This window comes from Spirosoma sp. 48-14, assembly GCF_001898575.1.
In the GTDB taxonomy this organism is placed as follows: Bacteria; Bacteroidota; Bacteroidia; order Cytophagales; family Spirosomataceae; genus Spirosoma.
The window spans coordinates 100545-123012 of record NZ_MKUD01000037.1 but is presented as its reverse complement, the minus strand read 5'-3'; the positions used below and the strand labels follow the sequence as shown (position 1 = coordinate 123012).

The following is a 22468-nucleotide window of genomic DNA, read 5'->3' as shown; positions in this document are numbered from 1 at the left end:
CTTATATCGGCTCACTCAGTTATATGCTTAATCCAAGTTGCTCCACAAGTATTGTCCTTGATCCAAATATCTTTGCATAGATCGCACTTTATATCAGTAGTTTCTCCTAAAATTTCTAATTTATACTTTTGAATAGCTTCACTGTTTCAATATCACTATATAGCGCAACAATATGAATATATACATAGCCTATTTATTTGGTTTTATTGGATTTCTTGCTGCTTCGTTTAAGCTATATGGGTCATTATCAAATAGAAAACCCAAAATTGTCTTTTTCTTTGATGAAGTAATTGACTTATATAAAAGCACAATAAATATTAAGAATCTGGAAGGCATATATAACGGCTTGCCTATAAAGAAAAATTTGTTCCTATTGAACTATATATTCATATATTCTGGCAAAAAGGATATACTTCAAAATGATTTTAATAAAGGTATTGAATTAGCATTAAAAGGTGAAGGTGAAATATTACCTCACAATGTAACTTTAAATCCATCAAACATAAAGCTATTATTTGAAAATACTACTAATAAATTTAGCTTAAAAGCAGACTTGCTTAAAGACGAAGATTTTTTTACTGGAGAAATTTTAGTTGAATACAATGGTAGAATAGAAGATCCAACTAAAATTTTAAATATCAATTCAAGGATTATAAATGTTGATACTCCTAAATTATACGATTACAGACATGTAAAAATTCAGAATGAGATGCCAATATTTGATTGGGTGACTATATTTACAGGGCCTGTAATGGCAATTATAATGTTATTTAGCGTATATTCTCTAACTAACTCTAATCTAGCAATAAAGAAATTCAGTAAAGATGGAGTCTTTTTAAATATAGATAGTTTAAATACAGAAATAAATTCACGACTATCAGCCTATAATATTCTGAAAGAAATAAATATTAAACATCCAGCTTTAGACTCTTTACGGAACGTAGATTTAAAAATTACAAAAACCATTGAAATTTCGAATGAAATAAGTCCATTTAAATAAAACAATATCCCAACTACTCCGACTAAGGATAATTACTTTGGCTTTTTGAAATCTGATACATTCGAACTTGGTAATGGGTATAAAATATATTATGAAAGAGAAAGTATTTACGTAGGACTCATGTTTATATTTATGATAACTATAGGGTTTTCTTTTGTTAGTTATCTTGGTTATAAAGTTAATAGAAACAGGCTACTTGATGTTAGACTAAGACGGCTATATGCCAAATCCAAAAAAGCTATATCTGAAGTAAAATAGGCTAGTTACCTAAATAGTAACTAGCCATTTATTATACTCTCCTTAATCTCAAATGCGCCTTCTGACAACCTTGACAGCAAAAAGTAGCATCAACTCTTTTGCCTTCAAACTCCTTATCACAAAATAAACATTTCTTTGTATAGAAGAAATTGGTGAACTCTTGATAGCTACCGGGCCATCTTTGGCTATATATACGCTTACCTTTCTGTACCTTCTCAAACTGGTAGTTACGAAGCCCGTTTTTACCTTCTTTTATTTTATCGTTTGTCTTCATTTTAATGTACGCGTTAAATCTGTGAAATGGTATGGTCGTGCTGAATCGGACAGTGTTCTTTCGTAACTTCGATTATCATGGCAAGTTCCAACAAACCAACCCCTCCCCATCGTAAGTTCGATAAAGCCTTCAAAGCAGAAGCGCTACGCATGCTTGATGAAGGCCAATCGGTGGCTCAGGTGGCTAAAAGCCTCAATGTGAGCGACCAATTACTCCATACGTGGAAACACGCTCACAAGAAGCAGCTACAAAAGCAAGTGGGTAACAGCGAACTACTAGCCGAAAATGAACGACTGAAAGCCCAGCTTAAACGAGCCGAGATGGAGCGCGACATATTAAAAAAAAACATTGCGATCTTCACTCAACCCAGCTAAAGGCTATGCATCGCTTCATTCAAAGCCAAAGTCAGAACTACCCCGTACAAGTGCTTTGCCAGACGCTGGGGGTTAACCGTAGTGGCTATTACGACTGGTGCAAACCGACAACAATAACACCAGCGAAAGAAGCTGACAATCCGTCTGTTAAGCCCGATAAAGCCCAGCAGATCAAAGACATCTTCGGCCTGCATCGGCGTCGATATGGTAGCCGTCGACTGGTCAGCGAGATAAAAGACCGGGGTATTAACGTGAGTCGAGACTTTGTTCGTAAAGTACTGATGGAGAATCAGCTAAAACCGATTCAGCCGCGTAGCTTTGTGCCTCGGACGACTGATAGCCGCCACACGCTAGGCTATTCGCCTAACCTGCTGCTAGATCGGCCTCGTCCTACAGGTCCCAATCAAGTATGGGTCTCGGACATCAGTGCGCCATGAAGACGCAGTTTTTTTTGAAGATTGCGTTGGCTGATTTTTGACCGGCAGTTGTAATACTGCCCGCCCCAACTAGGGAAGTTGGGGTGAAGGGGGCTGCAAAGCTCGCTGGGTGCTGTCAAGCGGGTGTCATAAGCAGAGCAGCCTAAACTGTACCGGAGACAGGCCATTTCCTGTCGGCCGGGCTACCACCGAATCGATGATGAGACAACGAAGCATGCGCTGGAAGCCTCTGTACTTAGTGACCAACCCTCACTTTCAGAACTGGCTGAGAGGGAATCTGTGGGCTGATTGGCTTGGTCTTGATGTTGCCAAGCCAGGAATGAGTTTCACTTATTCGATGATGGAGCTTCCCCTTAGCCATCATTCCGTACCACCAGGGGTAGAGCATGCCATCTAAGGATTCACAGGTCAGAAATCGGAACATGGGAACTGGAGGTGATCCGCCTGTTAGGAAAACAGGCTATCGACAGCGACTCGGGAAGGGTCACCCTCAGGGCGGAGTCCGCGTAGTAGTCCGAGAACGGGAAAGCCGTTCACATGGCGAAGGCGGACAGGGAATCGATACACTTTCAAAGTCGGACCGGGCCGCCGGAGCGGAAGCGAGCCATGGACTTGGCTCACCAGGCAGATTATGACTGGGTACTCAGCGTGCAACGAAAATTGTATCAATGGAGTCAGATACATCCCACCGAAGCCTATCGTGAGTTATGGAATTGGTTGACAGACCTGCGTAACTTACGAGAAGCCTGGCGTCGCGTAGCTCAGAATAAGGGCAAACGCACACCCGGAATTGATGGGATGACGGTCGGAAGCATTCGCCAGCGCATTGGCGAAGCCCCATTCTTAGGCAATCTTCAGCAGCAGTTACGGACGGGATCATATAAACCCAGCCCTTGCCGCCGGAAGTTGATCCCTAAGCCGGGCAAACCAGGGAAATTCCGTCCACTGGGCATTCCGACGATTGCGGATCGGCCGGGCCGCCGTAGCGGTGGTACAAAGTGCCATCAAACAAGTACTGGAACCCATTCTGGAAGCACGCTTTTGGCATGTCTCGTACGGCTTTCGGCCGGGGAAAGGCTGTCACGGAGCGTTAGAGCATATTCGTATGAGTATGCGCCCTCGAAAGGTGAATAAACAGGATAACAAACGCCATGATATGCCCTATCAATGGGTAATCGAGGGCGATATTCAAGCCTGTTTTGATCACATCGATCATCACCAATTAATGGGTCGGATTCGGCAGCACTCGGCTGACCGACGGGTTAACCAGTTACTGGTTCAGTTTTTGAAAGCAGGCATTCTGTCAGAGGAACAATTTCTGCGAACCGATATAGGCACTCCCCAAGGGGGCATTGTTTCCCCTTTGCTGGCCAACGTAGCTCTGGGTTTGATCGAAGAACGCTATGAACGATGGGTTAACCATCAGACAAAGCGTCAGGAACGTCGCCAATGCGACGGTATCAAAGCCGCTATGTGGTCCCGAAGTGGTGATCGTCAGGCTGGTCGGGCGGTATACTTTCCCTTCCGGTACGCTGACGATTTTGTCATTTTGGTGAGTGGTACTCAAGAAGAGGCACTGTCAGAACGAGAGGCCCTACAAACGCTGCTCCAAGAGAAGATGGGCTTAACCCTCTCCCCTGAAAAGACCAAGATCACCCCTCTAACCGAGGGCTTCCAATTCTTAGGTCATCGGGTTAGCATGCGTTGGGACTATCGGTATGGCTGGACACCTCGGTTGGAAATACCCAAACAGAAGGCAGCAGACTTGCGCTACCGCATCAAACAACTGACCAGCCGGGCTACGCTAGGCTGGTCGTTGGACGAACTGCTACAAAAACTAAACCCTATCCTGCGCGGTTGGGGCAACTTCTACAAGTACTGCACTGGCGCCAAGAAAATCCTGTCTCATCTGGATTGGTATGGACGGGATCGTATTTGGCGCTGGTTACGTAAGAAGTATCCAAAAGCCAATGCTCAGCTGATTTTGAAACACCGTCAACCCAGCCGACTCCGTCCTCGTTGGAAGGTATGGCGGGGTCAGGCGGTGGAACACTATCAAATGGGCTGGCAAAAGGTAATGCACTATCGACGGGGTTGGATGACACCGCCTGACTTCATGATGGTTCCTGGAGAGCCGGATGCATAACGAAAGGTGCACGTCCGGTTCGGGGAGAGGGCAAGCGAAACCGGTAGTTGAGAAACTACACAGGCGCGCTTGCTCTACTCTACCGGCACGGGCCGCCCCGCTACATCCCCCTGGCTAACGGCAAATGGCTGTATCTGGCTGTGTGGGTAGACCTATGGTCAAGGCGTGTGGTGGGTTGGTGTCTGGCCAGCCACATGCGTGATGAGCTAGTGATTACGGCCTTACGACGGGCTTTACTGGGCCGTCAGCCCGCTGATGGGCTGATCTTACATTCGGACCGGGGTGGTCAATACGCTTTCAAAGACTTTCGTAAGCTACTGGCTGGCAAGTATTTGCAGAGTATGAGTCGAGCTGGTGAGTGTTATGATAATGCGGCTGCTGAATCTTTCTGGTCACGGCTTAAGGCCGAAGTGTTAGAATTTGGTGTATTTTTAAACATAGACGATGCTCGCACTGAGATTGGCGACTACATCGACAACTACTACAATGTTGTGCGCAAGCATTCCAGCTTAAACTATTACAGTCCAGTCAAATTCGAGTCTAAACACATTCCTCAAAACTGACAAGACGACTGTCCGCTAAAGTCAGACCACCCCAGATAATCGTGTTGCTCACGATTGCCATAATACTCAGTGCCTCGATCGGTCAGCACCCGTAAGCGTCGGATTTGATGCTACTCATAAAAAGGTATTACTTGATCATTGAGCAAATCAGCAGTTACCAACGCATTTTTGCGTTCATACACCTTTGATATTACCGACATAATAAGTGTCCTGAGGGAATGCTCTTATGCACGGTTCTTTGAGGGGTAGAGGGAAGCAATACCGTCATTTTAATCGACGAAATCAAAGATATTTACAGACTAAGTGTTACCGAACCGGGCGTGGTAACTGCCGTTAAATTGGTAGGCCGAGTGATAGCCGTACCACTAGTCACTAATGTTGCTTTGGCAGCTACGTAGTACTTTGTGTTACTGTTTAAACCACTAAATCGAACCGTACCCGTCTGATCGGTAATCGCATTTGTGACCGACGAAGGCACTGTCATGGTTAATGAAGCGGCCTGTGCCTCACTCGTGAATACATGTACATCGGCTTTGAACACAGGATCAATGGAGGTACTTGTAACTACAACCACAGTGAGTTGTGTAGGGGGCGTAGGGACAGCGGGCTTTGTCAACGTTATTGATGTAATACTAGTGGGAGATGCCGTTGTGGAGCTTACCGAAGTGGGCGATGCGATCAATTCGTCCTTACGAGCTGCTACATAGTATTCTCTGTTTTCGTCGAGATTATAAAAAACAGCAACTCCTTTTGAATTGGTGGTATATTGACCAACAAATGAGACAGGTTTATCCGCTATTGATTCAGCCTGCGACCTACTGCTGAACAGATACACTATAGCTTCGTTGAGCGGTTGGCCTGCCAAATCGTTAGCTTTGATCCTGATTTTGCCACCCGGATACTGGGGCTCAAGTATTAGCTTCGGGTTACTCTTGAATGTGCTGTAAAGCTGTTTACCCTCAAACAGCAAGCCATTTTTGTCAGCATAGCGGCCTACAACAGATAAGTTGTCTGGTTTCTTTAAGGTGTGCGTCAACGTGAATTTGCCGTCTTTATCGGCTTTAGTGCTATATAAGTACGGCGTAGCTGATTCAATCGTCGTCAGATAAATAACAGCCTCAGAGGCAGTCATCATCTCTGGTTGCTCTTTAAACGTATCCTGTATATATACCTCACCTTTAACCTCGGCAGCTTCGTACAGGTTATTTTCGATAGATTCAGGATACGTGTCGCAACCCAGCACAAGGCTCAACGCCAGCAAGGTGGTTAGATTCAGAATGTGTCGCATGGGTCCTGAGCAGGTTAAAAGATAGATAGCAGTTTAGTTACTATATTAGGATCGATGGCTATACCGAAGAATGCGCATGTGGCTGGCACATCATATTCTTTCATAATCTGGCCATTATTCAGATCATACGCTTTGCGAAAAAACACATTACCCCCCCCTTGCAGGCTCAGTCCCGGCACAATATCTATGCCCAAGCCAAGAAAATAGTTGCGTAAAAACTTATGGCTCACACCCAAACCGAGTGTCAGGAAGGTTTTACCCAGTATACTATTGCCCCGCTGCATACTATAGCGTGATCCAAACGTATCGCGGATAAACTTACTTCGTTTGTGGGTGCGCGTCATATTACTTGGACCTAAATACCATTTCACACCCGCTACAGCCTCAAAATTATCGACATCGGTGTTAGTTTGAAATTGCCCTGTGGCATTATCGAAGATCGATACCGCCCGCGAGCCGACTACATAATTGATGCTTATCGACGGCCAGAAACGCACCGTGTTATACGTATTGTAGCTTCCCTTGGCAACAGGTTTGTCTTTTCCAGCTTCGGAAATGGTGTAGCTGATGGCCTTAGTACCTTTGGCTTCGCGGCTTTCATTAACCAATAGATCTTCAGAACGAAGTAATGGTTCAGGATTCGCCTTGCTTTTATCGAAAGCTCCGTAGGCAAGTTTCAGGTCGTCTACGGGTGGATCGGTTTGTTCTATAAGCCAGTCAATAAGCTGTTTCGATAACCTGAATGTAGTAAGCCGATCTGCACAGGTTGATAAGGTAGTTACATCAGCGCTCAAGGAGGCCAGCTCCTGCTGGACCTCGTCTATCAACGTTTCCACCGCTTCATCAAACTCAAGGGCCGATACAGATTTTACATCCTGAGCGGAATTATCTCTCTTTAAGGCTGAATTTAGTTGTGCCTTAAGTGTATCGTACTGGTTCTGAATACGCTTCAGTATAGCAAGCTTTCTTTCAGCAAGCGCCTTACCAGTCAGTTTTTGGCGGACGGGAGCCTTCGGCAGTCTGACAAAAACGATGTCGCGCAGTTCGAGAATGATTACTGCCTGCCTGGGTTGATCCACCTGCTGTTTCTGCCGCTTTGGGCGGCCCGCAGCGGTCAGAGCGGCTGTCGTTTGGGTTTTAGCTTCCTGTGGTGTTGCAATAGTCTGTACGGTGTTCAGAACCCCCCGAATCCGATTGAGCAACGTAGCAATCGCACTGCTGCTGATAAGGGCCTGCTGGAAGGTCTCAGCGAAGGCATCGGTCTGTACGTCAATCTCTGTGCGAATTTTAGCTTCTTTAACTACCTCTTTAGCTGACACTTCCGTGTCTTTAGGCAGGTTATGCACTAGCCCGCGCATGATATCGTTTTCGTGAACAAGGTCTGGCTGCAATCCGCCGGGCTCTAAGGGCGCGTAGTTCTTTTTGGCATTATAATGCGTCATCCAGTTGATCTGCGGACAAGACGAAGCAAATAGCACCACCTCATTCAACACATCCTCGGTTTGCGCAGTCGATTTCAGCCAGTTTTCGAATTTACTCTGACGAGTGGGAGCGGCTTCCTTGGCTTTGCGTAAATCGACCAGGGCTTTCGTCAGTTGAACAATATCAGTTTTTAGGGTTTTGACCAACTCGGCAGCCTGGGTCGATTGACAACATTGATCTGAAACCATACGATAAAGACGCAGTACTTCTTCGGCAGCGGCCAGATCGCGCTCAATTTTGGCATTGAGGTTGGCAGGCGATACTACCCCGAATGGGTTGAGCAGGGGCTTGCCATCGGTATACCATAGCCAATTTTCAATCCAGGCTTTATTGGTTTCAAATACAGTATTAGCTACGAAGCAAAGCTGAACCTGTGTATTTTGTAGTGAATCCAGATACTGGCATTGGCGTTCTTTGAGTGAATCATAAACTTTAGCTTCAGATGTTTTGCAGCAACTGACTCCCTTCCGATCCATGGCATCCAGCGTTAGCGTTAATTGATTGACAATGGTCGCAAAGCGATTATAGCTTGGATACAGTGAATCGACCAGAGGTTTATATTGATTCCAACCCACGTACTCAGTAGATTCAAACCTTTTCCGAAGAAACTGCCTGTCTGCGTAGCGTTTCATCACCTGGAAAGAACCCTCGCCAGGTGTATTATAAATTACAGGACCCAAAGCGTGTTCTGCATTCGTAAGAGTCTGCGTTTCGCTACCAGTGATCTGATACGTTTTTTCTTTATAATGTGTAATCTCCGTTTCGTAGCTGGAACGATTGCTGTTAGTAGCGTCTATAGCAGATTGAATAGAAGTCTTCAAGCAGTCTGGGGCCTTGTTTGTCGTAGGCTTCTGTAACTTCTTCTGAAAGGGCGTTGGATTATTCAGCGTATTGTCGATCATAACAACCGATAGTTTAGTACCAGCCGTGATGGCGGTAGGCAACGAAGTTATAATAACACCTCCGCTGGACAGCGTTATCGACTGGGGCTGTGTGGGCTGATCTTTTTTAGGGCAAGTAAGGCACTGGGCACGGACCTGAAATAGGCAGCCGGAAAGCAGAAAAAGGAGAATGTGGTGGGTAAGTTTCATGCCAAGGTTTGATTGATTAGTCGATAAATGCAGCAATCTGATCTTTCAGCGCACTTGCCCAGGCCGTTGAAGCGTCGCGTATGGCTTGGCTAGGGCATATCGTGTCAATTGCAGGAGCAACCAACTTTGCCTGTCGACGAGGACGGGCCGTTAGCTCGTCGATGATTTCGCGCCAGCCACGGCTATCTTTTTGAAGTCGTCCCAGATTTTCGATTTTCTGTTTACCATCGAAAAAACTGGCCTGAAACCATTCGCCAGTGCTGAATGTACGCCAACTAAGGTAACCTTCCTCACGTATCTGCCGGGGTTGGGTAATGGTTCCATGAAAGCTATAACGCACACCGGGAGCGGCCACTGGATCAAAGTATTGAGGGGTGTAAAAATCCGATAGAACCAATCCATTCACCGGATAACCAAATTGGACATCCTGGCAGGGGTCGCATATTTCGACAAGGTAATTCACACGCCCCTGCTCAGGAATAAGCGAGTTTGAGGCTACAAATCGGTCACTGAAGGGATCGACCAGCATTTCGAGCAATTCGTGGCTACACGTAAGCGGTACATCATTATTGGCCAGGATCAGTGCAAACGGCTGGCCTTGTGCATCCAGATGAATACCGGGAACACCCGCATTGATTTTATTGACAATAATGATAGGCCAGTAGCCAGGAGGCACGTCGTCAAGCTTTTGAAACACGCTAACGGTAGCCTGAATCTTCCAGATTGGCGAAAAATCGCGTGTTACCTGTTTCTGGAGTGCCGCACTGACCACCGCCAGCCGGCTAAGCGATACCTTTGTAGTGAGGCTGATTAGTGCAATTTGGGCGGGAAACATAGAAGTTAATTGATGAAAAAGAAGTCAAAATTCCATCATCCCGCTAACTTATTCAACGGTAAATTTCCCGTATTTTTATGTGGGGAAGATCCGGTTGTGGCAGACTTGCCACTTTGGGTTGAGGACACCAAGTAAAGGTAATATACGACTGATACGTTGTCTGAACGTTTCTTCCTCCCTGTTCCGACAGTTTAGATTGCGACTCCAAAAGGACAATGCTGCTGTACAGGCAACCCTCCCCAACGAATGGAGCGACGGACAGAATGAGTGTCAATTTACCCGAGTCAAGCCCTATCTGAAGGTATAATCAAATGAGATACTTCATTGAACCTTACCAGCCGAGTCATAACTATGCAGATAATGAGTAGAAATGGTAGTAGCCTATACGTTCTTTTAAGAAAGGCCTAAGTTGCAACCGCTTTTCGCCAGTGATCATGTGTTGTAACTTTGGGTTCTATCACTGCTTTCAAATCGTAGATTCTCTTTAGTCCATCCACTAATCTGTTCGAGTTTTCAACAGTTAGGGGAGCCTTAATCATTAACCACTTAGTATAATTACTAAGTGGTTTTTTTATGCCTGCTGCAAAACATTTTAGACAGTTTAATTTCTTACTTCAATCGTTCATCAACTCCGTCAGAATTTTTTGGGCAGCTACGGAGATAACCGTTCCGGGGCCAAAAACCCCCTTTACACCAGCGTCGTAAAGAAACTGGTAGTCCTGGGCAGGAATGACGCCACCGGCAATGACTATAATATCGTCGCGACCAATTTTACGGAGCTCTTCAATCAGTTGCGGAATCAGTGTTTTGTGGCCTGCTGCCAGACTCGATACGCCCACAATATGCACATCGTTTTCGGCAGCCTGACGAGCGACTTCGGCAGGTGTTTGGAATAGCGGCCCCATGTCGACATCGAAACCCAGGTCGGCAAAGCTGGTAGCGATGACCTTCGCTCCCCGGTCGTGACCATCTTGCCCCATTTTGGCAACCAGAATCCGTGGACGTCGTCCGTCGAGTTCCGCAAATTGATCACTCATCTGACGGGCTAAGCGGAAGTTTTCGTCGTCAGAGACTTCGGCTGAATAAACGCCTGATACAGCTCGAATGGTAGCCTTATGTCGGCCAAACGCTTTTTCCATAGCATCCGAAATTTCGCCAAGTGTAGCCCTCGCCCGTGCTGCGTCAACTGCCAGAGCAAGGAGGTTTGTTTCGCTTTTCTGGTTTTCTGAAGAGGGGTTGGGAGCGATTAAAGCTGCTCCAATTATAGCTGCCAGAGCCTGCTCTACTTTTTGCGGATCTCGTTTGGCCTTTAATTCGTTCAGCCGTTTGATCTGCGATTCACGGACGGCTTTATTGTCGATATCAAGTAATTCGATGGCTGTTTCGGAACTGGATTTATAACGGTTGACGCCAACAATCGTGTCTTTACCTGAGTCGATACGGGCTTGTTTGCGGGCAGCTGCTTCTTCGATCCGAAGTTTGGGTAATCCGGTCTCGATGGCTTTGGTCATACCACCAAGCTGCTCCACTTCCTGAATCAATATCCACGCTTTTTCGGCCAGCTCGTTGGTCAGGAATTCAAGGTAGTACGAACCTCCCCAAGGATCGATGGCCCGTGTAACGTTGGTTTCATGCTGGATGTAGAGTTGGGTGTTGCGGGCAATCCGGGCCGAAAAATCGGTGGGTAACGCAATGGCCTCATCCAGCGAGTTGGTGTGTAGGCTCTGTGTGCCACCCAATACAGCAGCCAGGGCTTCAATCGTGGTCCGGGCGACGTTGTTAAATGGGTCCTGTTCAGTTAGGCTATACCCAGATGTCTGACAATGCGTTCGTAATGCCAGTGATTTTGGGTTTTTAGGGGCGAATTCATTGACGATATTCGCCCAGAGTAGTCGGCCAGCCCGTAGTTTAGCAATTTCCATGAAATGGTTCATGCCGATACCCCAGAAGAACGACAGCCGGGGAGCAAACTCGTCGATATTCATTCCCGCCTTCAACCCTGTTCGAATATACTCCAGTCCATCGGCCAGCGTGTAGGCCAATTCCAGGTGTGCGGGCGCACCGGCCTCATGCATGTGGTACCCACTGATGCTGATGGAATTAAACTTGGGCATATACTTTGACGTATAGGCAAAAATATCGCCCACAATGCGCATCGACGGTTCTGGTGGATAGATGTAGGTATTCCGCACCATAAACTCCTTCAGAATATCGTTTTGGATGGTGCCCGATAGTTTTTCGGGTGGAACACCCTGTTCTTCGGCGGCAACGATGTAAAAGGCCATGATTGGAATGACGGCCCCGTTCATGGTCATGGATACCGACATCTGATCGAGCGGAATCTGATCGAAGAGAATTTTCATATCCTCGACCGAATCGATGGCTACGCCCGCTTTGCCTACATCGCCTACAACGCGCGGGTGGTCGGAATCGTATCCGCGGTGCGTGGCCAGATCAAATGCGACCGATAACCCTTTTTGGCCAGCCGCCAGATTCCGTCGGTAAAACGCGTTCGACGCTTCGGCGGTTGAAAAACCGGCATATTGCCTGATCGTCCAGGGTTGGCGAACATACATACTGGCGTAGGGGCCGCGTAGATAGGGGGGGATACCAGCCTGTGCCGACGAAACGTATTGGGTGTTAGTATCTATAGCCGTAAACCGGGACTTAAGCTTGATCCCTTCAGCCGTGGTAAAAAACACGGAGCGTGGAGACTGAGGCTTCGTAGCCGACAGTAGTGTTACGTTCGACGGTTCTTCCTGAAAGTTATGGGTAAAATCGGGTCTCATGGTTTACTCAAAAGGTTCGGCCAGTCTTTTTTCTGCTACTCCCATGCCTTCACTACGAATGGGTTGAGATTGGGTTGTTGGCTCGTCAAAACGAAATTTGTTAACGCCCACCAGCACGCATCCATCTTTAATCGCTTCGACTTTAGTTTGGTACGATCGTTCCAGCTCGGCCTGTACATAGCCATCGGCCATTGTTTTGGCCAAACCACCACGCTTTTCGACAGTTACAAAAAGCGCCCAGGCCGTTTCGACTAGTTGATACGTCAGATTTTCGACATAATACGATCCAGCTGAGGGGTCAGCTACTTTACCTAAATGTGCTTCTTCGTTCAGCAGGATTGATACATGACGGGCAATGCGTTCCGAAAATTCGCTGGGCTGGTTCAGCACCGTATCGTATGCGTGAATACTTAGCACATCACACCCTCCGATGATCGCAGCCATCGCTTCGGTAGTCGCTCGTATCATATTGGTGTAGGTGGTTGCCGTAGAATCGTAAAACGTAGAGGTGCGGGCATGAATCTGAATTGGATCGGTCGTAGTCGCTTCCTGATAATACCGAAAAAAGCGTTGTACGAGTACTCGTAAAGCCCTTAATTTGGCGATCTCTACAAAATAGCTGGTTCCGACCGAAACGGAAACGATCAGTTTTTGAGCCAGTTGGTTGATGGGTAAGCCTGCATCGGTGAGTTGGTCAAACCGGTCGGCCAGCGAAGCCAGCGTGAACGCCAGCTCTTGTGTGGCTGTAGCACCTGCATTATGAAAAGCGCGACTGCTCACTCCAACCGTATAGAATTGTGGAGAATCGATTGCTAAACGCGTAATTGCGCTGGTAGCTTCGCCGGTATCTGTCAGTATGCCCCCTTTGAGTTGGTAGGGAGCAATGGTTTTCAGACTTTGGATAACGTCGACGATTTCTTTCGGAGTGTGTCCCGGCTGAAACGCAAAATAAACAGGTGTTTCTGTAAGCTTTATGCCGTTTAGCAATTGAGACAGGTCAGGTTTTGCTGGTAACCGAACAATCAATCCGTCTGCCCCTTTGGTGAGTGCGTCTCTGAGAACCGCATTTGTCGTTTTTTCATCCGAGCCAATGTATTCAGGCGCATTTATCCAGCCGGGTAGCTGCTTCTGTGCACCCTGAATCAGACTGAGTGGCAATGAGTTCAGATCATCGGCGGTGTAGTATGGTTCCAGCGTAAACCCTTCGTCGGTATGCCAGCGTATACTTTCGTAAGCGCCAGCGTCTTTAAGCTCCCGCTGAACCTGCGCCAGCCAGGCTGAGTGGTCGGCCAGGGGGAAAGATGATGAAAAAAAAGAGCCCATCGAATACGATTAAGACGATACGCTGGTAAAAGTAACGTTTTTATCTTTTCGGGAAAGGCATGCGTTTTTAACTCACTGATATAGGAGCCCGTTGCATTATTCAAAGGGATTTCGCTACCCCCTTGACGTTCGCGCTGAATCCCTTAATTTTAGCTTAACATTACAGAAAGAGGAACGAAGCTGACCTAAATCATACATTTGCCTGCATGGTCTGATCAGATTTTTTCTCCATATTTGTCTCCTTTTTTTGCGGCATCAACCGTAATACAACTAGTTTCTCGTGAATGTAACCACTCAGACAGGCATGCAGCGTGAAGTAACGACGGTGTGGAATCGCTGTCTGAACGTTATTCGGGAAATTGTTCCCGAACAAAGTTTTAATACCTGGTTTGAACCCATCGTGCCTTTACGACTCAATGGGAACGTTCTGACCATTCAGGTGCCCAGCGAGTTCTTTTACGAATGGCTGGAAGAGAATTTCGTGCATGCGCTTCGTAAGGCGCTCGATACGGCCATTGGGCCTACAGGTCAGTTAGAGTATTCAATTATTGTTGATAAGGGGAATGAGCAGAATCGACCGCTAACGGTTAATGTGCCTACTACCAAAAGCCCTCAAACGGCTAAGCCCGACAACGTCAACCCCGATATTCTTAAAAGCCCGTTCCAGCTTAAAGACCTTGATTCATTAACGCTTGATTCATACCTGAATCCGAGTTATACCTTCGAGAATTATGTGGAAGGCGACTGTAATCGGTTGGCTCGCTCGGCCGGGTATGCAGTGGCCGAGCGCCCTGGGGTTACCTCCTTCAATCCACTGATGATTTATGGCGGTGTAGGGCTGGGGAAAACCCACCTGGTTCAGGCCATCGGGAATTATATCAAGAATAACAGTCATAATAAATTTGTGCTGTACGTTACGTCGGAGAAGTTTACGAACCAGTTTCTGAATGCGGTGCGGACTGATGGTATTCGCGATTTCACGTCGTTCTACATGCAGGTTGATGTGCTGGTGATCGACGATGTGCAGTTTTTGCAGAAGAAAGAAAAGACCCAGGAAATTTTCTTCCATATCTTCAATCACCTGCATCAGTCGGGCAAGCAGATTATTATGACGTCGGACCGGGCCCCGCGTGCACTGGATGGGCTGGAGGATAGACTACTTTCCCGCTTTAAATGGGGGCTTTCGGCCGATTTGCAGACGCCTGACCTGGAAACCCGTATCGCCATTATCCAGAAAAAGCTTCAGACGGAAGGTATTTATATCGACGATAATGTGATTGAATATCTGGCTCATAGTGTCAATACGAATGTGCGTGAGCTGGAAGGGGTTATTGTGTCGCTGATGGCACAGGCTTCTCTGAATCGGCGCGATATTGATCTTGAGTTAGCCAAGCAGACGCTGCGAAATATTGTTGTCGACTCAGACCGGGAGGTGACCATCGACTCGGTACAGGAAGCGGTTGCCGATTATTTTAACGTGACTATTGCCGATCTGAAAGCGAAAAGCCGGAAGCGGGAACTGGTTCATCCACGTCAGGTGGCCATGTATCTGGCTAAAGAAAAAACGGACTTGTCGCTTAAGTCTATTGGATATCATTTTGGGGGCCGCGACCATAGTACCGTTATTCATGCCATTCAAACGATTAGTGATCTGGTGGCCAAACATGCCGAAACCCGCGATATGATCGAGAAACTGAAAGCTCAGTTTAAATAATCCTTCGGGTAGAGCACTGACGAGAGGGAGCCTCTGACGTCTAATAGGGCGTCTTGTAACATCGTTCATCAGCTTGTCTAACAATCCCCAACTGGTCTCTCGCCAACAGATCGACGTTCTGGCCTGGGATGCCTGCGTTGCGGCTTCTTCGCAGCGGATTATTTATGGCTATTCATGGTATCTGGATGCTGTATTACCATCGCCCCGGTGGTCATGGATGGGCATTGTCCTGGTAGATGATACAGGCCAGTACCAGGCGGTTATGCCGGTTCCGTTACGCCGGAAATGGGTGGCCGGAATTCCTTATACATGGGTAGTACATCAGCCGTTTTTCTGCCAGTTCCTGGCTATTTTCAGTCTAGATACCAGGCTGGATACTCGTCCGTTTTTTCAGCTGTTGACCGATTCATTTAGCTACGGGGCGATTTATACCATATGTCATCCAGCTCATGAATTAAACGGTTTCGATACGGTTCGGCAATCATCTACACACGTTTTGCGGTTGGCGTCTGATTACAAGACCGTGTATAGCCAGTATTCGCGCGATCGTAAAACGAATGTACACCGGGCAGAGGCTGCTAACTGGATACTGGTAGACTCGTCGGACCCGGAGCCACTTCTGGAGTTATTCAGGTTGCATCATGCCTGGCTGATGGATGGAGGAGTGCCTGATTGGGCCTATGACATACTCAGAAATCTTTCGCATGAGCTGATTCAGCGCAATTGTGGGCACATTCGATACGCTGTCCGTGATGGGCATATCGAAGCGGGGACCTTGTTTGCTCAGGAAGGGGGGCGTATCATTTATCTTTTCAATGCAGCATCGCAAGCGGGCCGGAAAGGCAATGCCCGTACAATTCTGATTGATCGGATGATTCAAGACAATACAGAGGGCAGACAGGATGGAACATCATGGCTATTCGATTTTGAAAGCCCGGATAAACCATCCGTTCGCAATTTCTATCAGCGCTTTGGGGCCATAGAGCAATCCTTTCAGTCGGTACGTTGGAATCGTCTACATAAGTTTGAGCAGGTAGCTATTGGTCTGCGAAATTGCGTAAAGGGTAGCATTAATCGCCTTATTCTGGCTATTGGGAAAGTTACGTTTTAGATCTGCTGAGTTTATTGAAAAAACAATTAGCAGACAGCTGTATGAATAACTAATGGCTTTTGGGTGTGTTTATGTGGTCTTATTGGTTGGTATGGTTACTAAAAAAGTATTTAATATTTTGTATTGACTAACTAAAAAGTATGAATATTTCCTTTAAGGTAACTTTATTATTAAAATATAGCGTTAAGTTAGTTTATAAAATGGTGTGATTTTTGTGGGTAAAGGTTATCTATAGAGTTATACGCCGATTAATAAACTGCCTCTGTTATTTATCATTTTCAAGAATCAATAATGTCTGTATAGGGCTGGATGGTACAAATGTTGCCAAACTGGTAATAGGTTATTTCTTGTGTACTGAAGTTGACAGTCTATTTTTTATTTTCTCTGATACATGAATAATTAATCTACTGTTGAGTCGGTCATTAGTATACTAGAAGTATCCTTAAAAAGTAAATAATTTATTGTTTACCTTCTAGCTCAGACGGAATGTTACTAAGACTACTTATTCTTATCTCACTTCAACTACTGTTTTTTTTGCATTCGGATACAACGGCAGTGTCATCATCAGCCTATGATCGAACAGCCACAATAGAACCGAAGCACTTGCAAGGGTACGTAGACAAGACAGATCGTCCGGATGGCGCTAAAACGAGTAGCGACAAGCCTTCTATGAAAGCCGCAACTGTTGGCGATAATAGTTGTGGATTGGCTTTGCGCCTTAGTGAAACAGGTTGTTATTCCGTCAGCGGAGTCAGTAAAGTAACCATTAGTGCTGAGATTGGTTGGTCGAATATTCCCGATGGCGGTGTGGTTACGGTTCAGTTGGGTGGTGACACGAAGACCTTTACTACCCGCGCTATTTCGACCGCTACCAATGCTGATGTGCATACACCGCAGGTAATTGCGTTTCAGGTTGATGCCGATGGAAGCCCCGCTACTGTAGTTGTTACCTATAATGCGGGCGGAACAAACTGTTCGGTAACTGAAACGATCACGAAGCCTACTGCCTGCCCTCCACTTGCCTGCTTAGGTCTGGGTGGGACTGTTTTCAAGGACTTTAATGCAGATGGTATTCATCAGAGTGGAGAAGCAACCGGGTTGCCTGATATTGCTGTCCGGGCCATTACAAAATCGGGAGCCATTTACACAACATCGACTGACTCGATTGGCAAGTATACGGTTGCTATTCCTCAGTCGGAGTATCCAGTTCGGGTCGAATTTAGTAATATACCAACCTATGCTGGCAATGGAACTCCAAACGGGGCAGACGGCCGCACTACGGTTCAATTTATTGATGCACCCGACTGTCAGGTTGATTTGGGGGTGCTCAATGCGCAGGAATACTGCCAGACCGATCCCCTGATTATGCTTCCCTGTTTTGTTAATGGTGATCCCTTAACGAATGGCTCTGTATCGGGTACTCTGGATGCGCTCATTACTTTTCCGTATTCTTCGCGTGGCAATAAGGACATGAATGTGATGAAACCACTCGCTACGGCAAGCCAGGTTGGGTCTTTATGGGGCACTACGTACAGTAAGTTTACCAAACGGTTATATACGAGTGCGGTGCTGCGTCGGCATGTGGGGCTGGGGCCTGGTGGTTTGGGGGGTATTTATGTTACGGACATGTCGGACCCGACAGCGTTAAGTACTGCCAGTACAAGTCCATATGTAGACCTGACCACGCTAGGCATCGATTTAGGGACAATTCCATCCAATAATGCGCGGGGTTTGCAAGGGTTGCCCGTTGCCGCCAGCCACGACCCTGATGCATTCACAGCGATCGGAAAAACAGGTATTGGCGATATGGACCTTGCCGAAGATGGGTCACTATTGTGGTTTACGAATCTGCACGATGGGAAATTATATTCGCTTCGAGTACCTGCTTCAGGGACACCCGGCCCCAGCGATTGGGCTGCGCACCCGTTGCCGGATGATAATGTGTGTACGAGTGGTATTCGCCGGATATGGGGGTTAAAAACCTATCAGGGTAAGGTATATGTAGGCGCTGTTTGCGATGCATCTGCCAGTAAAAACAAGAGTGATCTGCGAGCTATCGTGTATGCCTATACACCCGGTACAGGTAATAGTCTGGGCAGCGGGGGGACCTACCAGATTATATTCGATTTTCCGCTGACCTACCCGAAAGGCTCCCCTGATCGTACGGATTTCAGTATACGAGGCTGGTACCCCTGGGAAGACTCCTTTTCCAACTTTGTGGTCGTTAATACGGGAGAGCTTTTTATTATGCACCCGCAGCCTATTCTGGCCAGTATTGAGTTTGATATTGATGGGTCTATGGTACTGGGTTTCACGGACCGCTCGGGGCTGCAACTTGGGTTCCAGAATTTTAGCGATAATGCCAGTGATACAGAGCATTACAGTAATATCAGTGGCGGAGATCTGCTCAGGGCTTATTTTAGTAATGGCACATTTGTCCTGGAAAACGGTGGTAAGGCTGGGCCAAACGTAGGTTCGAGTACCAATAACAATCAGGGGCCAGGTGGGGGTGAGTTTTACAACGACGACTTCTATTATGCGGGACAAGGATTGGTGCACTCCGAAAATGCCAATGGTGCACTGGCCATCCGACCGGGGTCGGGTGAGGTGGTCGCTTCAACCATGGACCCGCTCAATAATCAGTCCTGGTCGGGTGGGTTGCGTTTTCTGAGTAATACAACGGGAACCCATACCACAGGCGATAACGCAACCAGTTCATTTGTGGTCTACAGAACGGTCGATGGCGATGGCGGAACACTGGGCAAAGCTACGGGCCTGGGTGGTGTTGGACTTGCCTGTGACTTGCCGACGTATTTGCAGGTTGGTAACCGGGTCTGGCTTGATAGCGATCACGATGGTGAACAGGACCCAGATGAAGTTGGTCTGCCCGGCGTTAATGTTGCCCTGTTACAGAGTGGGAATGTGATTGCAACAACTACGACCGATGCGGTTGGCGAATATTATTTTACCTACACACCCACTTCATCAACCGTACCTGGCTCAACAACCGCTCTTTTACCCAACTCATCGTATCAGATTGCGTTTGGTGCAGGAGGGCAGTTTGCGGATACGTTGCTGACAGCGGGTGGTGGAAGGTATCATCTGACTGTAGCTAATGCAACGGGTGGCAATCGAAATGATCTGAATGATTCGGATGCTCAGATAACGCCATTCGCTAGCTTTACGGCGCCAACAATCAGTATCACAACCAGCTATAGCGGTACTGTAGATCATAGTTTCGACGTTGGTTTCTATTGCCTGCCAACTTCTGTAGCGAGCGTATCCGTAACGCCTGCCACTTGCCCGGTCAGCAGTATTACTGCCAATAGTGATGCGCAGATTATTGTTAGTGGTATAAAAAATGGGGACAAAACCTTTTTGTATACCACCACTATACCACCCGCCTATACTCCGGTTGCTAACAGTCGTGCGGTTGTCAGTGGAAGTGTTAGCTATACAGGGTTGGCTAATCCCATTAGCAGCAGTGGTACTAGTTATTCGGTCATTGTATACAATGGGCCGTATTGTTATGAGATTGTTCCGGCTTTCCTGCCCTACAATAACTGCATACCAACGATCGGACTGGCCGTAACCCCCGGCACGTGTAATACACTCACCAACGAGTACACGCTTACCGGCATAATGTCGCTCAGTAATTCAATAACCGATACAGCTATTCTGACCGATGGAGGTGTAACTGCTAATGTACCCATAACGGTAGGAGATGTTTCTGTACCCTTCTCACTGAGTGGTTTCCCATCGGGGTCAGGGCCTCATTCATTGAGTGCGAGCTATGCAGGGCAGGTATTTAGCCTGACGTATACCGCACCGTCAAGTTGTACGGTAGCGGCCGATATTCAGGTGAGCTTTGCCGCCGTTTGCGCTGGGCAACCAGCTACCCTTACCGCCAGTGGGTGTGCTACAGGTCAGATCAACTGGTCGGCCGGAACCACACCTGGCAGTGGTACATCGGTAACGGTTTCAACGGCTGGTCTTATTACTATCACCAGCCCTACTGTATTGACGTACACGGCCACCTGTACCGTTGGCAACAGCGTGACATCGGCCGTTGCTAGTGTTACGGTAAACCCGCAACCAACAGCCACGTTAAGTAGTGCGACGATCTGCACCGGTCAGTCGGTCAGTCTGATTGCCACAGGCGGAACCAGTTACACACTGCTGCCCAATAATATCGTGAATACAACTGGTGAGTTCGCAGTAAGTCCCACTACTCAAGCTTCCTACACGGTACTTGTAGGCAACGCAAGTGGCTGTGTTGCTAGTGCAACAGGGACCGTGACGGTAAATTCGTTACCCATTGCTACGCTGACTAGCGCTACGCTCTGTAGTGGGCAAAGCGTCAGTTTAACTGCTACAGGTGGTAGTAGTTATACGTTGCTGCCCGGTAATACAGTGAACGTAACGGGTGTGTTTGCGATTACGCCCGCAGGCAATACGGTATATACAGCCGTTGTGGGTACTAGTAGTGGTTGTACAGCAACAACTGAGGGCACAGTTATAGTGAATCCGTTGCCAACGATCGGAAATATTTATTCCAACTGTAGTGGACCAGGGTCATACACGATTGTCTTAGATAATATTTCTAATACAACGACAGGTCCCTTAACCTATGAATTGGTTCAAGGAAGCTCATTCGATACGGGCGTAGCGGTAACGTCTGGTAAAACGCTGTTGCCTGTAAATGGTGTACTGAGTCCAATCCAGTTGCCAGGTATTTATTGGCTACGGATCTATAATGAAACGGATTGTTATGCCGAAACCTCGGTCGATATACAGCCATGTGTATGCCCAACGGGTGTGTGCTTACCTATACTGATTAAAAAAGTCAAGCAACCGAGCCGGTAACTTATTGGTAAAGCTGTTTGCCTTAGACGGCAAAAGTGAGGTACAGGTAAGATAGCCTCGCTGCTTAGAACACGAAAGCCCTGACCGTATGAATGGTCAGGGCTTTCGTGTTCTAAGCAGTACTATGATCAGAAGAACTTAAGAGGTTGTTTCAGGCCACTGTTCTGGCGTAAATCCATGACCATTGCGCCCACCCAGAAATCAACTTCTACTTTTACCGGCACTTTATTCGGATCGTCGGAAACGAAGATACGGATAGACTCTTCTTCTTTAAAGAGCTTGTTTGAAGGCAGAACCGGGTTTAGTTTGATAACATTGATCTTGCCTTGTTTGGTCTTAATAACCGCTTTGCCCCGGTAGCGAACCTTCATATTGTAAACCGTATCGTCGTAGAAAGCGGGAACTTCAATGATTTGCCCATTACCAATCTTATTGAAATCGATGGTACGCAGGAAGTAATAGCCACTAATGAGATCGTGTACGTTATCTGGCACTTTAAACACATCCTTTTCGGTGCGTTCCTCGGCTTTTACCGTATTGGTTTCGTGGTTAAACGTAATATTTTCCTCTTTCCGGTAGCTGTTCTCCTGAAGGTTCGTGTAGAATTTCTGGGGAAGAATAGCGGCTGTGTCGATATACGAGCGCCAGGTATCCCGGATGCGGGTAACCAGATCGAATGCCCCTACAGTTCGACCGTCGACATTTACGCGGTAGCAAGGGCGATCATTGACTTTGTATAAGGTTGGGCTTACGTCGACAATCGCTTCTGCCGCGTTCAAAAAGCCATAGTGGACTCGGTATTCGAGGTGTTCACCGGGGCCAAAGCTCGTATTGACGACACGGCGATAAGTGTTTAATGCCATAAAGCCAGTGCTCAGGACCGAAAGAATACCAATGCTGATCAGTAACTTCTTCAT

15 protein-coding genes and 1 pseudogene are annotated in these 22468 nt (G+C 47.1%); 9 read left to right on the top strand and 7 right to left on the bottom strand.

Annotated elements, in window-relative coordinates; translation table 11 throughout:
- Positions 1 to 172 precede the first annotated feature (172 nt).
- From BGO59_RS19415 to BGO59_RS19390, 6 genes are all read left to right on the top strand, one after another.
- On the top strand, positions 173 to 1000 hold the full coding sequence (locus tag BGO59_RS19415; protein WP_293685804.1) for a hypothetical protein: 828 nt from the start codon (positions 173 to 175) through the stop codon (positions 998 to 1000).
- 609 nt (positions 1001 to 1609) lie between these two features.
- A complete protein-coding gene (locus BGO59_RS19410) occupies positions 1610 to 1906 on the top strand; it encodes a transposase (RefSeq protein ID WP_293685803.1) in 297 nt (98 codons plus the stop codon).
- A 5-nt stretch (positions 1907 to 1911) separates the two neighbouring features.
- A complete protein-coding gene (locus tag BGO59_RS19405; RefSeq protein WP_293685801.1) occupies positions 1912 to 2343 on the top strand; it encodes an IS3 family transposase in 432 nt (143 codons plus the stop codon).
- Between the two features lie 606 nt (positions 2344 to 2949).
- The gene (locus tag BGO59_RS19400; RefSeq protein WP_293685819.1) at positions 2950 to 3477 is read left to right on the top strand and encodes a reverse transcriptase N-terminal domain-containing protein; all 528 of its coding nucleotides are present in this window, start codon (positions 2950 to 2952) and stop codon (positions 3475 to 3477) included.
- On the top strand, positions 3359 to 4489 hold the full coding sequence (locus BGO59_RS19395) for a reverse transcriptase domain-containing protein (RefSeq protein WP_293685817.1): 1131 nt from the start codon (positions 3359 to 3361) through the stop codon (positions 4487 to 4489). Before BGO59_RS19400 ends, BGO59_RS19395 begins: the two co-directional genes overlap by 119 nt.
- A 47-nt stretch (positions 4490 to 4536) precedes the next feature.
- Positions 4537 to 5052, top strand: coding sequence for an IS3 family transposase (locus tag BGO59_RS19390; RefSeq protein ID WP_293685799.1), 516 nt, complete (start codon positions 4537 to 4539; stop codon positions 5050 to 5052).
- 38 nt (positions 5053 to 5090) lie between these two features.
- Here the strand turns inward: BGO59_RS19390 and BGO59_RS19385 are convergent.
- From BGO59_RS19385 to BGO59_RS19360, 6 genes and pseudogenes are all read right to left on the bottom strand, one after another.
- Positions 5091 to 5204, bottom strand: a pseudogene (locus tag BGO59_RS19385) (IS481 family transposase); the annotation flags it as partial.
- A 140-nt stretch (positions 5205 to 5344) separates the two neighbouring features.
- Positions 5345 to 6340 carry a hypothetical protein gene (locus BGO59_RS19380; protein ID WP_293685797.1) on the bottom strand — a complete coding sequence of 332 codons (996 nt, stop codon included), beginning with the start codon at positions 6338 to 6340 and terminating at the stop codon, positions 5345 to 5347.
- Positions 6341 to 6354: 14 nt separating this feature from the next.
- On the bottom strand, positions 6355 to 8913 hold the full coding sequence (locus BGO59_RS19375; protein WP_293685795.1) for a hypothetical protein: 2559 nt from the start codon (positions 8911 to 8913) through the stop codon (positions 6355 to 6357).
- A gap of 16 nt (positions 8914 to 8929) precedes the next feature.
- Positions 8930 to 9748, bottom strand: a complete 819-nt coding sequence (locus BGO59_RS19370; protein WP_293685793.1) for a hypothetical protein — start codon at positions 9746 to 9748, stop codon at positions 8930 to 8932.
- A 614-nt stretch (positions 9749 to 10362) separates the two neighbouring features.
- Complete coding sequence (gene scpA / locus BGO59_RS19365) at positions 10363 to 12537, bottom strand: methylmalonyl-CoA mutase (protein WP_293685791.1); 2175 nt, start codon at positions 12535 to 12537, stop codon at positions 10363 to 10365.
- A gap of 3 nt (positions 12538 to 12540) precedes the next feature.
- Positions 12541 to 13860 (bottom strand): methylmalonyl-CoA mutase family protein, encoded by a 1320-nt coding sequence (locus tag BGO59_RS19360; RefSeq protein ID WP_293685789.1) that lies wholly within the window; start codon positions 13858 to 13860, stop codon positions 12541 to 12543.
- A 304-nt stretch (positions 13861 to 14164) separates the two neighbouring features.
- Here BGO59_RS19360 and dnaA point away from each other — a divergent pair, with 304 nt between their 5' ends.
- The 3 genes from dnaA to BGO59_RS19345 all read left to right on the top strand — a co-directional run bounded on the left by dnaA (position 14165) and on the right by BGO59_RS19345 (position 21551).
- Positions 14165 to 15574, top strand: a complete 1410-nt coding sequence (gene dnaA, locus BGO59_RS19355) for a chromosomal replication initiator protein DnaA (RefSeq protein ID WP_293685815.1) — start codon at positions 14165 to 14167, stop codon at positions 15572 to 15574.
- Between the two features lie 73 nt (positions 15575 to 15647).
- A complete protein-coding gene (locus BGO59_RS19350) occupies positions 15648 to 16685 on the top strand; it encodes a GNAT family N-acetyltransferase (RefSeq protein ID WP_293685787.1) in 1038 nt (345 codons plus the stop codon).
- Between the two features lie 669 nt (positions 16686 to 17354).
- Positions 17355 to 21551, top strand: a complete 4197-nt coding sequence (locus BGO59_RS19345) for an SdrD B-like domain-containing protein (RefSeq protein WP_293685785.1) — start codon at positions 17355 to 17357, stop codon at positions 21549 to 21551.
- Positions 21552 to 21679: 128 nt separating this feature from the next.
- Here BGO59_RS19345 and BGO59_RS19340 read toward each other — a convergent pair whose 3' ends face one another.
- Positions 21680 to 22468 (bottom strand): DUF3108 domain-containing protein, encoded by a 789-nt coding sequence (locus tag BGO59_RS19340; protein ID WP_293685783.1) that lies wholly within the window; start codon positions 22466 to 22468, stop codon positions 21680 to 21682.